The following is a 14,517-nucleotide window of genomic DNA, read 5'->3' on the forward strand; positions in this document are numbered from 1 at the left end:
CCTTTCGCTATTATATGAGCTGAATCCTTTTTAGAAAAATAAACGTAACAAAATAATTACAATGACTCCTGTTAATACTGTTCCTAATAAACTACGAGTATATATCGCTACGAAGAATGTCGGGATTGCCGCAATGATATAATCCCACTGCACTGTCTCATGCATAAATAATACTTGTGCTAAAAGTGCTGCTAATATCGCAATTGGTATGTAATTTAACCATTTTAAACCCCAGTCTGGAATTTGTAGTTTACTAAATACGAGAAGAGGTAAAATACGTGGTACGAGTGTGACAGCTCCGGCTGCTAGTAAAAGAAATAATACGTCCAATCTTACTTCCATTTTTCAATCACCACCCCGATTGTCGCAGCTAAAAGTGTTGCGATAATAACTGCTATACTATCTGGCATAAATAAGTGTGAAACGTATGCGATAATAATCGCTACAATTGCAACACTTAGATGAATGGCTAGTTTCGGTTTACTACTTATTAGCTGAAGTACAAATAATCCGATAAACATCGCTGGTAACGCATAATCCATTCCGTACGTATGAGGATCTGGTATCCACTCTCCAAAAAGCCCTCCGAGAACTGTAGCTAAAATCCAATTTAAATATGCTGTTACATTAAGTCCCATCATCCATTTCTCGCCTAAATGGCCTTTTTGTGCTGCTTGTTGCACTGCAACGCCGAAAGTTTCATCTGTAATTTGCGAACCAATTATTAAATTTTTAAAAAGAGGTATCTTAGTGAAGTACGGTGCGAGTGCAGCACTCATTAATAAGTGACGTAAATTAACAAAGAACACAGTAAAAATAATTGCCGAGGCTGGGGCACCCGCTGCATACATACCCGCTAATATAAACTGAGCAGAACCTGCGTAAATTAATGTGGACATAAAAGCAATTTCTATGATCGAGAAACCTGCTGTTTTCGCAATAACACCAGCCGCTATACCGATGCTCAAATATCCAAATACAGTTGGTAAACAATCCTTTACACCTTGCTGAAATGAATCATCGCTCTGCAGTGTCATATGTGCTTGAGCTTTATTCACCATTATCTCCCCCCATTTCTTCCATAGTACGTTTTCCTGTTACGACATGAACTAAATCTATGTTTTCACGCCATAATGTATCTAATTTATCAGCTCCAAACTCCTTCGTAATCTCCTCCACCATAATGTCGTGCCGAACATATTCTGTAGCGACGAGAACTAAAGCTGGATCGTACGTTGTAACAGCCCATGAAGTGCTATCATTTGAAAAATTAGCAATTAATACTTCTTCCCCATCACGCGCGATAACAGTTAAATGACCACCCATTCTCTTTTCAACGACGTGAGGTGTCATATAATTATGGTGAAATGTCGCTCCTATTTTTGTTTCTGGAGCACCAAATAAAATCGAAAAAATATGTACGCCTTCCGCTTCCTTTTGATGAATGAATGGCTCAATCTCGTGCACTTGATCCTCCCATACAGAAATCCATAACTCTTCTTTTGCTCTATTAATTATATTGCATATTTCTTTCAAAACACGATCATTTGAGCGAATATGCGAAATTACATCAATTTGTCGCTCTTGTTCTAAACAATTTAATTTTCGGTCTAGAAATTCAAAGGACTTTTCAAAATCTTTTCGCATTCGATCCATTAATTCCGTAGCTGGCACTGGTACATATTTCACTGGTTCAGAAGGAACGATATGCACCGCTCCTTTATCCATCAACTTGCCAAGTACTTCATAAATCATCGAACGAGGTACGCCTGTTTGTTTACTCACTTCATAACCTGTTACTGGATAATGTTTTAATAGTCCAATATACGCTTTACATTCGTACTGGGAAAAACCTAACTTTTGTAACTCCTTTATTATTTCATCCATCGGTAACCCCTCACAATTTATATAGCTCTAATTTCAAAACTACGATTTCACTTTCCATTAGTAGTTATTACTATACCTACTAATATAAAAAAGAAGCCTCTATAAGTCAACTGACAATTCCGAATTTTTATTCGAAATAAAAAGCCTTCTTTTGAAAGGCTTTTTGTACATAATGAATTATTTCAACTGTAGAGCATTTAATATATTACCCTCCAAATGCTCACGTAAGGTTGAACCTGTATACTCTTCTCGAAATACACCTGCTCTCACGAATAAAGGAATGACTTCACTAAAGAATAAATCCAATGATTTAGGAGGTCCACCTGGAATTGCAATAAATCCATCTAATGCCCCGGCTTCAAATCTTTCCATAATTTGCTTACAAACATCTTGTGGTGTGCCAATAGCGACCCAATGAGCAGAACCAACAACTTCTGGTCGTTCTAGTATTTGCTCAACAGTTGGTTCATGTTTTATGATGAAATTCCGTAATAATTCGGCATGTGTTTTACTACGTACAGCTTGATTTCTACTTGGTAGCATATGTTCAGTAACCTTACTTTCTAATGGTATCCCTCTAACGTCTAACCCGAGAACCATTTCAAGTAAAGCGTACCTCTTCTCTTTTGTAAGATGTTGATGAGCTTGCCTGTGCATTTCTAGTGCTTCTTCATATGAATCACCAATAAAGAAATATAAACCTGGCAATACACGTATATCATCTTGCTTTCGGCCATGCTTTTCTGCTCTTCTTCTTAAATCTTGGCGAAGTTCGATTCCTGATTCTACATCTGGCATCGCGGCAAAAATCGCATCCGCAACAGAAGCAGCGAAATTCCGGCCAGACTCTGAAGCACCCGCTTGAAATAAAGGCATTTCCCCAGAAATATGTTGCGGGATATTAAGTGGACCTTTCACCTCAAAATACTCACCACGATGCTCAATTGGCTGTACCATCTCTCTAATTACATCTGCGTTGTCTTCTTTCAAAACTTCATAAGGATGACTCCTCCAAAGTTTTCTTACTAACTCTGTACATTCTGCCGCTTTCGCGTATCGTTCCTCAGATGGTGGCATCCCTGCCTCACCAAAGTTTTCAGCACCATCAATTGATGTGACAATGTTCCATCCTACTCGGCCGTTACTAATCCAATTTAAAGATTGTAGTTGCCTCGCTAGTATATATGGTGGATAAAATGATGTTGAAGCGGTCGTAACGACTCCAATCTTTTCTGTTGCATACGCAATAGCAGTAAACAATAATGTCGGATCTAAAATTACATTCCCCTTATTACGAGCAATTAAATCGGGATGCGCTACTAAATAGTCCGCTTTAAAAACAAAATCTAACTTCGATTTTTCTGCTTGTTTTGCTAACTCTACTTGTTCATCTATCCCTGAATTAAACATACTCTCTTGTTCTTTCTTTCTAGAAATCAAACATAATCCAATGCAAAGTTGTTTCTTTGTAGACATACACACCATCCCCTTATTTTTAATTTACCTAGTTAAGCAATGTTGCTATCATTTTGAAATTCCATTCTTATGAAAAAGGATAAAATGATATTGATAATCATTATCATTTTATGATGTAACTGTAATAAAAGCAATAATAAAAAAGACTTCCGCTATGGGAAGTCTCTTATCTCAATATTTCATTCGCTTCTTTTTCATAAATTTTATCAAACGAAGTCATGATGCGCTGCGATGCTTGAATCATTTTTTGATTCGTCATAAGGTCAGCCATTTCTTTCGTCATATCCACATTTGAATTTTCTAGCATATGATTACGTACTGCCCCTGTTCCATTCGGTAAATTAGCAACGTTTCCTTCTGCTAGTGTAAAACTTTTATTTTCACGTTGCACGAGGCGAGCGTTCGTTTCTACGTCTACTGTTTTCGTTTGCAGACGGGCAATATTATTTTGTGTTGCTTCATCGTATAATGTACCGTCTGCTTGTACAGCTACCTTTGCTCCTTCTGGAATACGAATACGTTCATTATTCTCACCCATTACGAAAGCACCAGATGCTGTTTGTAAATAACGATCACTATTTAATGTAAAACTACCGTCTCTCGTTAAAAATGTTTCATCATTTTTAGATGTAACGAAAAATGATGATGTGCCAGCCGCACCGTCGTCTAAAAAGAAATCTGTAGCACTATTTGTAATTTGTACATTTCCCTGTACTAAGTTCACATGTGTTGCAGCTGGTACGACAGCGTAATCAACCGAACCGATATTTGTCATCGCACCGTCACCGCGGCGATATGTGTCTTGCACATCAAATACTTTAGAAGTCATGTTTTCTGCTTTAAATCCTGTTGTTTGGGCATTTGCAACGTTATTTGAATGAACATTAATATGCTGCATGTAATTCATCATACCCATAGAACCTATATAAAGACCGTTCATACTCATTTGAATAAGGCAAGCGCCTTATTCTTCACCTCTTTTCTTACGATGTTTGTAACATTTGTTTTGCTAAATGTTCAGCTGTAGCGATATGTATATGTTGCTTCACGTCTTGTCCGTCTGTCATTAATACAATTGGAGCTGATGATACTGCTGGAATTTTCAACAATTCACCACTACTTGCTGTTTCATCAAATTTCGTAAACACGATACCATCAATATGAATATCTTTAAAGTTCGTAATGATTTCAATCATGTCTTTACTTTTCATAGAAGCTGATAACGTTAAACAAATATAATCTGGCTCTACTTGCCCCATCGTCTCAATCATTTCTTCAACCGTTTCTGACGTACGATAATTTTTTCCGGCTGTATCTATTAAAATATAATCGACGCGCGCTTCTTCTTTAAAATAAGTAAGCGCCCGTGCCATTGCGGCTTCATCCCGCACAGCGATAACTTCTGATCCAATTGTTTTCACGTAATCTTGCAGTTGCTGTACCGTTCCGATGCGAGAGTGGTCTGTTGTAATAAAACCAACCGTTTTTTTCTTACCGTGAAACTGCCACGCCATTTTCGCAAGTGTCGTCGTTTTTCCAACACCAGTTGGACCGATTAATGCAATTGTTTGTACCTCTTTTTCAAATACGTTTTCAGTATTGAAATGAGATCTCATATCTTCCAATATGTATCCGATGACTTCTTCTTCTGTAATCATCGTTGCATTCTCAAACTTCACTTTTAATTTTTCAGCATATGCATGAATGAAATATTGTTCCACATCGTTTTGTTCTAACATCCGAATTACTTTTTGAATAATAAATGGTACAGATTCCTGTTTTTCTTTTTTTATAACTACTTCTTCTTTCTTTACAGGAATAGCTTGTTTCACAACAGGCTGTTTTTTAGCTACTTTCGTCTCCTCCGTACGTTTCACAACGACAATACCTTTTTCAAACAGTTGTAATAGTTTCTCTTTTTTTCTTGCCCATTCTTCACTATTGCCTGTTTGCATCGCTGCGTATGACATAGAAGTCGTTACGTTTTCTAAATTGTGCAGTACCGATTGAATTCCATTCACCTTCACGATTTCTTCTGAAGATTCACCTACAACATCCATTAATTGTTCATGAAATTGAGTTGTTCCTTCGCTATTTTCATCCTGTTTACCTTCAGGAAAAGCGACTAACATTTCATAATTCTTTTTCCAAAAAAACGGGATATTTCGTTTTACACTTTCATCGACAACGTAGTAATAATCTGTACCATATTGGTCAAATAATTTTCGATACAATTCATTTTTCGAAGCTGCTTTTATTCGCATTAACGCTTCTTTTTTTTCTGTACTTTCCATTACTTCACCTCCTACTATTCAATATAAGCAATTTGATCTACAACAATTTCTGGTGCCAATTCACTAATACATAATACTTTAGCTTCTATTTGATAACGTTCAAGAAGTCTCACAATCGCAAACCTGAAATCTTTTCTACGCGTTAATAATACTGGCTCTCGCCCCATTAAACGAGCTTGTTTGAAAACGCGCTGTACTTGTTCTACTACACGCGTTTCTAAATCTAAATCCCAGTTTAATAAATAACCTTGGTATGAATTATTAACAACATCTGCATCTAACTCGATTGAATCAGCGAAAAGTGCTGCATAAATTTTCCCATCAGGATTTTTCGCACTCTCACAAATAACTTTTGAAATACATTCACGTACAAATGCAGTGACACCATCAACATGGTTTTGATAAATTTCTTTCCCGTCAATAATACCTTCAATAATCGTTGGTAAATCACGGATTGAAATTCCTTCTTTCAGCAGTTGTTTAATAACATTTTGAACGAGTGATAAATCAATTTCTTTCTTCTTAATCTCTTCTAATAAAACGCCATTATCATTTTCAAGCGAGTTAATCAAGTCTTTCACATGTTGACGCTGAATTAACTCATGAAGGTTACGTCTAACGACTACATCTAAATGCGTAATTAATATGCTAAGCGGCTCTAACACTTGATACCCTTTCATTTGTGCATCTTGTACCATATGCTCCAAAATCCAATATCCATCTTCACCAAAAATTGGATCTTTCGCTGGTTCTGCATCTAAATCAGCCATTACGTTCGGTGTTTTCAGTGCTAGTAAATAACCTGATTTTAAAACACCTTCAGCAGCTTTCGCACCTTTAATACGAATAATGTAACGTCCGCGCGGTCTAAAACTCGTATTATCTTTAAAGTTAATTCCAGGAACGTTAATACCAAGGTCGGTAATAATTGATTTCCTCATTAGAACAACTTTATCACGAGCTGTTTCCCCGTTAATTTTCTGCTTTACAAGTGCCGCTAAATCTAAACCGAGCTCTACAATAATTGGATATTTATCTGTAAAGACTCCGAATGAATCTTCCACTTGTTGCAGTTGCTCTTCATCGCCTTGAATCATTTCTAATTCTTTTTGAAGCTCGTCTTCTTTTTCTTTCTTTATTCGCTTTTTATTACGAACTCCTAAGAAAATAATCGTGCCTCCAACGAGAGCAAATGGTAAAAATGGTAGCGGTGTAAAAACACCCATTGCGATAAATAAACCACCGAGTGCATATACAACAACTTCATGCGCTAATAACTCTTTAAAGATTCCTTCAGTTACTGTATCTGCTGAACCGTCAAATACACGCGTTACGATAATACCTGTTGAAATCGCAAGCATTAACGAACCGATTTGGTTTACAATTCCGTCACCAACAGTTAACTGTGTATAGTGAATAGCCGCATCTGCAAAGCTCATTCCTTGCTGCATCATACCAACAATTAAGCCGAAAATAATGTTTACGAATAAAATGACAATCCCGAAAATAACGTCCCCTTTAATGAACTTTCCGGCACCATCCATCGCTCCGTAAAACTCTGTTTCCATATTTAATTTTTTTCGTTTCGCCTGTGCATCTTTTTCTGTAATAAGACGCTGATTCAAGTCAGCATCGATAGACATTTGTTTCCCTGGTAAAGAATCAAGTGTAAAACGAGCTGCTACTTCAGCTGTACGAGACGCACCGTTTGCAACGATAAACTGGAATATGATTAATACTATAAAAATAACGATACCAATTAATAAGTTTCCGCCAATTACGAACTGGCCGAACTCTTCAATAACATGACCCGCATTTCCGTCTGTTAAAATCGCTCGCGTCGTCGAAACGTTAATCGATACGCGGAAAATCCCGATTAATAACAACATCGTCGGAAATGACTTTAATTCATCCCACTCGTTAATACTTGTAGCTCGCATATAAATAAGCACTGACATACTTAGTAGAAAAACGATAACGATATCAAGTATAAATGGTGGAAGTGGAATTAAGAGCGCCACAACGAATGACGCTGCTAAAAAGATAGAAAAATAGGTTCTTGCAGAATCCATCTTAAACAAAGAGATCCCCTCCAAACGCGCTATTATACTTCAAGTTCTTTCGTTTGAATTAAATAGCGCATAACTTCAATTACAGCTACATATAAATCTTCTGGAATCGTCTCATCTTCCTCGACTTGATAATATAAAGAACGAGCGAGCGGACGGTTCTCTACCATTGGTATTTCTTGTTCACGGGCAAGCGTTCGTATATATAATGCGAGCTCATCTTCCCCTTTTGCAACGACAATAGGCGCTGCATCAACTTGTTTATTGTAACGAAGCACAACTGAAATGTGCGTCGGGTTGTTCACAATAAACGTTGCACCATCCATCTTCTTCGCAATTGTCCCTTGCAAGATGGCATGCATAAAGTTTTTTCGTTTCCCCTTTACTTGCGGGTCCCCTTCATTATCTTTATGCTCCCTTTTCACTTCTTCTTTTTTCATCTTAATATCTTGTTCGTACTCCCATTTTTGATAAATGAAATCAATAATAGAAAGAATGATTAAAATAATTAAAATGGCTAGAAAGATAAATTTAATTTGGCTAATAATTTCAATAAGTGACGCTGTCCAGTTAAATCCAATCATACTAACGATTTTCTCTAAATTCTTTTTAAAGAGAACGTACGAAACGTAACCGATTAATCCCATATAAAATAGTGATTTCAAAATATCTACTAAACTTTTACGACTAAACAATCTCGTAAAATAGTTTTTCGGATTAATACGTGATGCTTTCGGCTTAAGTACTTTAGAAGAAAATAAGAAACCAACTTGAATCATATAATTGAACAAATGAAAAGCATATACAAGTATTAATATAGGAGCCGATACTTTCAGAAGTAATATACCCATTAAATAAAAATACTCGGTCGAATCTGTATTTTTTCCAATTTGATCAAACAGTACCGCTACGGAATGTGCAATCTCATAGCCGAGCCAATCTCCGAAAAAATAAACGACAACCGCTAATACAAGAATGGAAAATAAATTATTTAAATCTTTACTCCGGGCGATATTCCCTTCTTCACGCGATTTTTTACGCTTCTGCGGGGTGGCCTTTTCTGTTTTATTATCCTTTGCCATGCGCGTCCCCCTACTTCGTTAAGAAAAAGTTAAATAGTTTCGTATACTCTTCCAGTAATACGTCTGTCATATTTTTAAACACATAACCGAGCATCGGTACACTCATCGCAATAAACAAAATACCACACGTTATTTTAATTACGTACGCATTCATAAAAACGTTTAATTGCGGTGCATTTTTTGCGATTAAAATAAGGACGAAATTAATAATGAATAGACTGCCCATAAGTGGCAAAGCAATTTCAACCGCTGATGTAATTGCAAATAATAACGTTGCGAGTAGACTATCTAAAAAACTAGTCGTCAACAATTTTGAAATCGCCTCTGTATATTGAAACGACTTTAAAATCGTGGCAACGAAATAGTTAATGCCGCCCAGTGAAATAAAAATAATAAGAAAAAATATATCAAAAATTGTTGATAGCAAAGTGGACTGTGACCCTGCATTTACATCAAATAAACTCGCCTGTGATAAACCGATATCAAAGTCTAAAATATGCCCTGCCATTTTCGGAATGTTCCACAGCATCTCTACAATTTTTGAAAGTGATAATCCAATTACAATTTGCGTTCCTGCATAAGCTGCTACATCCCAAACTGTCTTTATGTGAGAGACATCCACTTGATCTGCCACTGTAATCGAAAGAGCGAGTCCAAATGTAACCTTTGCCATCGCCGGAATTGATCGGCCTGAGAAAAACGGTAGAAAATATAAAAATGAAGTAATGCGACAAAACGCAAAAAACGTCGCCGCCCATAATTCCATATTCATTTCAGTTCACCTATCTTAGTACGAACGCAATAGCGATGGGATTTTATCAAATAAATCTAAAATAAGCATCGTTAACTCTTGAAACATCCACGGACCTAAAATGATAATAACGAGCACAATACTCGCCATTTTCGGTAAAAACGTCAGCGTTTGCTCTTGAATTTGCATCATCGCCATAATAACCGCGATAATAATAACGACAATCATACTTACAACGGCAATCGGCATTAAAATCATAACCCCTTTATAAAAAAAGGTTTGGAAAATATCTATAATTGGTGACGTATTCATTTATATGACTCCTATCACATAGCATCAAACGCTTCAGGCGACCGTCTTAAACATAATATCGACGATTTTTGTATATCCACCTAAATATACGAAAACGAGTATTTTAAATGGTAAACTTAAAATCATCGGCGGTACCATCATCATCCCAAGGTACATTAAAAGTGTACTAATAATTAAATCAATAAAGACAAACGCTAAATAAATGAACATCCCTGTAAGTAACCCTTTTTGAATTTGCGTTAACGTAAAGGATGGCACAAGCGTAAACAATGAAAGATCCTTTAAATCTTTCGGCAACTCTTCTCCACGCACTTTCAGCATCATTTTCAAATCATGCTTATACGTATGCTTCGACATATAATCTTTCATAATCGGAGCTGTCGTCTCCGCAGCTTGACTTACTGTTATTTTTTCTTTCGTCATCGGGTCCCACACATCACTCTTTAATTGACCAAGCACTGGCTGCATTGTAAACAGCGATAAAAATAATGCGAGTCCAACAAGCACTTGGTTCGGTGGTAAATTCATAACCCCAAGCCCTTGACGAGTAATCCCAAGAACAATCATAAAATAAGTAAAATGCGTAAATAAAAGAACGATAGAAGAAGATAATGATAGAAGGGTAACGAGCGCGAATAGTTGTACACTTGAATTACTCGTAAACTCTTTTCCATTTTCGAAATTAATAAAGCCGTTCGGGGCTGCATACGCTGGATTTACAAAAACAAATGAAAAAATAATAGAAAATGCGAAAATAACGGCAAATAACGATAACTGTTTCTTTATTCTCATGATGGATCCTCTACTTTTTTCGTTTCACTCTTCACCGCGTCTTCTAACGCTTGTTGAAACTGATTTCCTGTTCCTGTTAACTGCACAGATTGTACACCGTTATTACTAATAACAGTGAACACTTGCTTTCCGTCCACTTCAAATAAAAAGGCGCTCGTTTGATGATTTAAATACACACCGTCTTTCACTTGAATATGGCCATTTTCACCTTGCTTAAAAAACTGCTGTTTGCGCGTCTTTTTCGTCATATAATATGCACCATAGCCGAGCGCACCAAACAGTAAAACGACTTGAAATAAGGTCGTCATATACGACATATGACTCCTCCTCTACTCTTTATCCTGCATTTGATTTTGTGCCTTCATAAGCGCTGCATGTTTCTTATCAGCTTCAATTTCAGAAATAATAATGCCAAACTTCTCGTCCATTACGATTGCCTCACCAATACCGACTTTCATATCACTTAAATATACATCTACTTTATGTCCTAAATTTTTCTCTACTTCAAGAACATCGCCAACTTTTAACTGCTTCACATCACCAAGCGTAATAGATGACTTCCCAAGCTTTACTCCAAGTTCAATCGAAATGTCTGAAACGGTATCAATATGTGCCTTCCCCGCTTCATTTCGCTTCCCTGCAAATTCTTCTAATCCCATTAATGACACAGGAGATACTTCATGCTTCATATGGATCCTCCTACTCTATAAAACTTTTAAATAGAAGCGCCTTACGCGTTCCATCTTTCCCGATAAAACAATTAAATTTATGCTTTCCATCTACATAACCACGTAGTTGGTCTGAAACCTTTGTATGAAGCGGAATAATATCGCCTTCTTCAATTTGCTCAATCTCGCCCATTGTCATCTTCTGCTCACCAACCGCAACGTGAACAGGCTTGTACACTTGATTTACTTTCACTTCTACTTCAGACGTATACTTTTTACGCTTATCCGAAGAATGTTCGACAATATTTTCAGACGTTAACTTATCCATAATTTCTTCAACAGATAAGAACGGAATACCAATACGAACTGTCGTATTCCAAAACTCTGTTTTCATATTTACGTTCAATAATGAAATAATATCGCTCGCCGTCGTAATCTTCAGCGCATTCGGATCTGTCTCCGTCGTTACAAACTTCGGTTCAATCGCAACAACGCTTTCAAATGATTGCTCTAAATTTTTACAAAGAAGCAAGAATATATTATCAAGCGTTAAAAACTCAAACGCCGTTAGCGGTCTGCGCATCGTAAAGTTACGCTTACTATCTCCGCCAAGCCAGCATTCATGAATATAAATGACGAACGCTAAATCAATCTCAATAACAATTTCTCCAAGCTCTGGTAAACCGAGATCAATAACGCAATATAAATAATAATCTTTCGGCATTTTCTCTACATACTCACTCGTAAATGGAACTTGCTCAACAGTCGAGGGCTCTAGTTCAATCGGAATACGCATACGCGCTGACAACGTCTGCGACGTCTGCTTTCCAAACGTAGACGCAATTGCCTGCAAACTACGTAAATGCTCAACACCAAACTTCTCCGGTCTATTAAAATCATACTCTTGAAATTTATCTTGCTTCCCTGCTTCTTGTGCGAAAGCTGGCATTTCCTCGCCTTCATTTACCGCCTTCAGCAGGGCATCAATTTGCTCTTGGCTTAATTTTTCGCCACTCATGACAATCCCCTTCCCTACCTTTTCAATTCAACGATTTCAACGTACATTTTCCCATTCTTCGTCAAAATCTTTCCGGTTCCAATCTCTTCATTCTCAAGCATAAGACGCACCGTATTTTTCGTTGAATTTTCAAGACGATACAATGTACCTTTCGTAATATGAAGCAGATCTTCAATTTTCTTTTTCGTATTTCCGATTTCAAAATAAATTGTTAACGGAATATCATCTTGTAATTTCAAATCTAGCCAACTCCCATATCATGTTCACAAAAATTTCATGTTCTCTATTTATATAATGAAATTTTCTATTTCGAAACGTCGATATTTAATATTTTTTTAATATATCCTTGCGTTTCTTTAAATGGTGGTACGCCTCCGTACTTTCTCACATTACCAGGACCAGCATTATAAGAAGCAAGCGCCAATACTAAGTCACCGTTATTTTTCTTTAAATAACCGCTTAACTCTTTCACACCGCCCTCAATACTTTCAGCTGGTGAAAATGGATTTTTTATACCCATCTCTTTCACATTCGCTGGCATAAGCTGCATCAGCCCCATCGCCCCTGCATGTGACACCGTTTTCGGATTAAAATTAGACTCTACTTCAATCATTTTTTGAATTAACGTTTTCGGAATTCCATATGTACTACTTACGCGATCAATAATATCCTCATACTTACCTTCATTTGAAGAACGTATTTTCTGAATATTATATTTATTCGTTAATCCCCACGTATCAGCAGCCTCATTTTTCGTTTCTGGAAAACGTCGTTCAAACTCTTTTTGTGCAACTTGCACTTCATCTACTTGCTTCGTTTCAGCTTTTTCCTCAGGCTTACTCGCTTCCTCTACTTTATTAATAGATTCTTCCGGTTTATTAACAACCGTTTCTATTTTCGTAGATTGTACCGGCTGACTCATATCTTCTACTTTTGCCGTTTGCGGAGTAACCTTCGTCTCCTTCGCAGGTCCACTCTGCAATTGATCTTGAAAACGGCTACTAACGAACGCCTGTGGACTACTTAACTTCTGCTGCATTTGTCCTTTTTTATATGCAAGAACTTCTTTTACTATATTTCCAACTACCATAATATCACCTTTTCAGTAAACAAAGATATTCTATATATTAGAGTTTTTTTTTAAAGTTTGCAATAATCCTTTTGATAATATTGTAATAAAAAAATGAACAAATAGAAAAACTGTATTTTTTTATATTCAATAATTACAATTATTCGTTGACACGATATATACCAAGGATTACAATTAATCTCGAAATTGATTTTTTTGCATATTTACGTTTATCAATTAACAGAAAAATCAATATAAAAAAATGGAGGTTCTTTACATGAGAATTAATACAAACATTAACAGCATGCGTACGCAAGAGTACATGCGACAAAACCAAGACAAAATGAACACTGCGATGAACCGTTTATCTAGCGGTAAATCAATCAACAGTGCAGCTGACGATGCGGCTGGCTTAGCTATCGCTACTCGTATGCGTGCAAAAGAAGGCGGCTTAAACGTTGGGGCGCGTAACACACAAGACGCTATGTCTGCTTTACGTACTGGTGACTCAGCATTAGGCTCAATTTCTAACATCTTACTTCGTATGCGTGATCTTGCTACACAAGCTGCTAGCGGTACGAATAACGCAAAAGATACAGCATCTTTAAGCAAAGAGTATGAGCAATTAAAAGGAGAAATTGACCATATCGCTGGAAAAACAAACTTTAACGGCAATGCATTCCTAGACAAAGCTGCTGCTACTAATCCAGGTACAGACATTACGATTCAACTTTCTGATGCTGCAAGTGATACTCTTGTTATTACAGCTATCGATACAAAGGCACTTACAAGTGGAACTTTGGGGACTTTAGCAGACGTAGCTGGCGCAACAACTGAAATGGGTAAAATCGATACTGCTATCCAAGCAGTTGCTGATGCAAGAGCAACTTTCGGTTCTCAATTAAACCGTTTAGATCATAACTTAAACAACGTAACTAGCCAAGCTACTAATATGGCTGCTGCTGCTTCTCAAATCGAAGATGCTGATATGGCAAAAGAAATGTCTGAAATGACTAAATTCAAAATCTTGAACGAAGCTGGTATCAGCATGCTTTCTCAAGCTAACCAAACTCCTCAAATGGTTTCTAAATTATTACAA

17 protein-coding genes are annotated in these 14,517 nt (G+C 36.9%); 1 reads left to right on the plus strand and 16 read right to left on the minus strand.

The features are described 5' to 3' along the window. Window positions 1-30: 30 nt before the first annotated feature. From AC1DS7_RS08315 to AC1DS7_RS08390, 16 genes are all read right to left on the minus strand, one after another. On the minus strand, window positions 31-342 hold the full coding sequence (locus AC1DS7_RS08315; RefSeq protein WP_002086437.1) for an AzlD domain-containing protein: 312 nt from the start codon (window positions 340-342) through the stop codon (window positions 31-33). After that, a complete protein-coding gene (locus tag AC1DS7_RS08320; protein ID WP_002126646.1) occupies window positions 333-1,061 on the minus strand; it encodes an AzlC family ABC transporter permease in 729 nt (242 codons plus the stop codon). The genes AC1DS7_RS08315 and AC1DS7_RS08320 overlap by 10 nt, the downstream gene beginning before the upstream one ends. Beyond that, on the minus strand, window positions 1,051-1,887 hold the full coding sequence (locus tag AC1DS7_RS08325) for a TrmB family transcriptional regulator (protein WP_016103087.1): 837 nt from the start codon (window positions 1,885-1,887) through the stop codon (window positions 1,051-1,053). The genes AC1DS7_RS08320 and AC1DS7_RS08325 overlap by 11 nt, the downstream gene beginning before the upstream one ends. 177 nt (window positions 1,888-2,064) lie before the next feature. Further along, entirely contained in the window at window positions 2,065-3,363 is a 1,299-nt protein-coding gene (locus AC1DS7_RS08330) for an NtaA/DmoA family FMN-dependent monooxygenase (protein ID WP_476998911.1), read from the minus strand. Between the two features lie 166 nt (window positions 3,364-3,529). Continuing rightward, window positions 3,530-4,303, minus strand: coding sequence for a flagellar basal-body rod protein FlgG (locus AC1DS7_RS08335; RefSeq protein ID WP_215588908.1), 774 nt, complete (start codon window positions 4,301-4,303; stop codon window positions 3,530-3,532). Between the two features lie 43 nt (window positions 4,304-4,346). Further along, a complete protein-coding gene (gene flhF, locus AC1DS7_RS08340) occupies window positions 4,347-5,657 on the minus strand; it encodes a flagellar biosynthesis GTPase FlhF (RefSeq protein ID WP_016103082.1) in 1,311 nt (436 codons plus the stop codon). A 14-nt stretch (window positions 5,658-5,671) separates the two neighbouring features. After that, entirely contained in the window at window positions 5,672-7,738 is a 2,067-nt protein-coding gene (gene flhA, locus AC1DS7_RS08345) for a flagellar biosynthesis protein FlhA (protein WP_215588907.1), read from the minus strand. A 23-nt stretch (window positions 7,739-7,761) separates the two neighbouring features. Next, window positions 7,762-8,808 carry a flagellar type III secretion system protein FlhB gene (gene flhB, locus AC1DS7_RS08350; protein ID WP_476998912.1) on the minus strand — a complete coding sequence of 349 codons (1,047 nt, stop codon included), beginning with the start codon at window positions 8,806-8,808 and terminating at the stop codon, window positions 7,762-7,764. Between the two features lie 10 nt (window positions 8,809-8,818). Continuing rightward, window positions 8,819-9,580: a flagellar biosynthetic protein FliR gene (locus tag AC1DS7_RS08355; RefSeq protein WP_001055697.1), complete on the minus strand. Its 762-nt coding sequence runs from the start codon at window positions 9,578-9,580 to the stop codon at window positions 8,819-8,821. Window positions 9,581-9,595: 15 nt separating this feature from the next. Further along, the gene (locus AC1DS7_RS08360; protein WP_002011993.1) at window positions 9,596-9,871 is read right to left on the minus strand and encodes a flagellar biosynthetic protein FliQ; all 276 of its coding nucleotides are present in this window, start codon (window positions 9,869-9,871) and stop codon (window positions 9,596-9,598) included. A gap of 33 nt (window positions 9,872-9,904) precedes the next feature. Continuing rightward, window positions 9,905-10,663, minus strand: coding sequence for a flagellar type III secretion system pore protein FliP (locus tag AC1DS7_RS08365; protein WP_002126633.1), 759 nt, complete (start codon window positions 10,661-10,663; stop codon window positions 9,905-9,907). Beyond that, on the minus strand, window positions 10,660-10,980 hold the full coding sequence (locus AC1DS7_RS08370; RefSeq protein ID WP_000121176.1) for a hypothetical protein: 321 nt from the start codon (window positions 10,978-10,980) through the stop codon (window positions 10,660-10,662). Before AC1DS7_RS08370 ends, AC1DS7_RS08365 begins: the two co-directional genes overlap by 4 nt. Before the next feature lie 12 nt (window positions 10,981-10,992). Next, window positions 10,993-11,352 (minus strand): flagellar motor switch protein FliN, encoded by a 360-nt coding sequence (gene fliN, locus AC1DS7_RS08375; protein WP_002011996.1) that lies wholly within the window; start codon window positions 11,350-11,352, stop codon window positions 10,993-10,995. 10 nt (window positions 11,353-11,362) lie between these two features. Beyond that, window positions 11,363-12,349: a flagellar motor switch protein FliM gene (gene fliM / locus AC1DS7_RS08380; RefSeq protein WP_002011997.1), complete on the minus strand. Its 987-nt coding sequence runs from the start codon at window positions 12,347-12,349 to the stop codon at window positions 11,363-11,365. Between the two features lie 14 nt (window positions 12,350-12,363). After that, window positions 12,364-12,588 (minus strand): flagellar motor switch protein FliN, encoded by a 225-nt coding sequence (locus AC1DS7_RS08385; protein WP_000775712.1) that lies wholly within the window; start codon window positions 12,586-12,588, stop codon window positions 12,364-12,366. Window positions 12,589-12,653: 65 nt separating this feature from the next. Then, window positions 12,654-13,439: a lytic transglycosylase domain-containing protein gene (locus AC1DS7_RS08390; RefSeq protein ID WP_476998913.1), complete on the minus strand. Its 786-nt coding sequence runs from the start codon at window positions 13,437-13,439 to the stop codon at window positions 12,654-12,656. Between the two features lie 256 nt (window positions 13,440-13,695). Between AC1DS7_RS08390 and AC1DS7_RS08395 the strand changes: the two genes are divergently transcribed. Further along, a partial coding sequence (locus tag AC1DS7_RS08395) for a flagellin N-terminal helical domain-containing protein (protein WP_476998914.1) occupies window positions 13,696-14,517 on the plus strand: 822 nt, incomplete at its 3' end.

Source organism: Bacillus sp. P4_E1 (genome assembly GCF_056401715.1).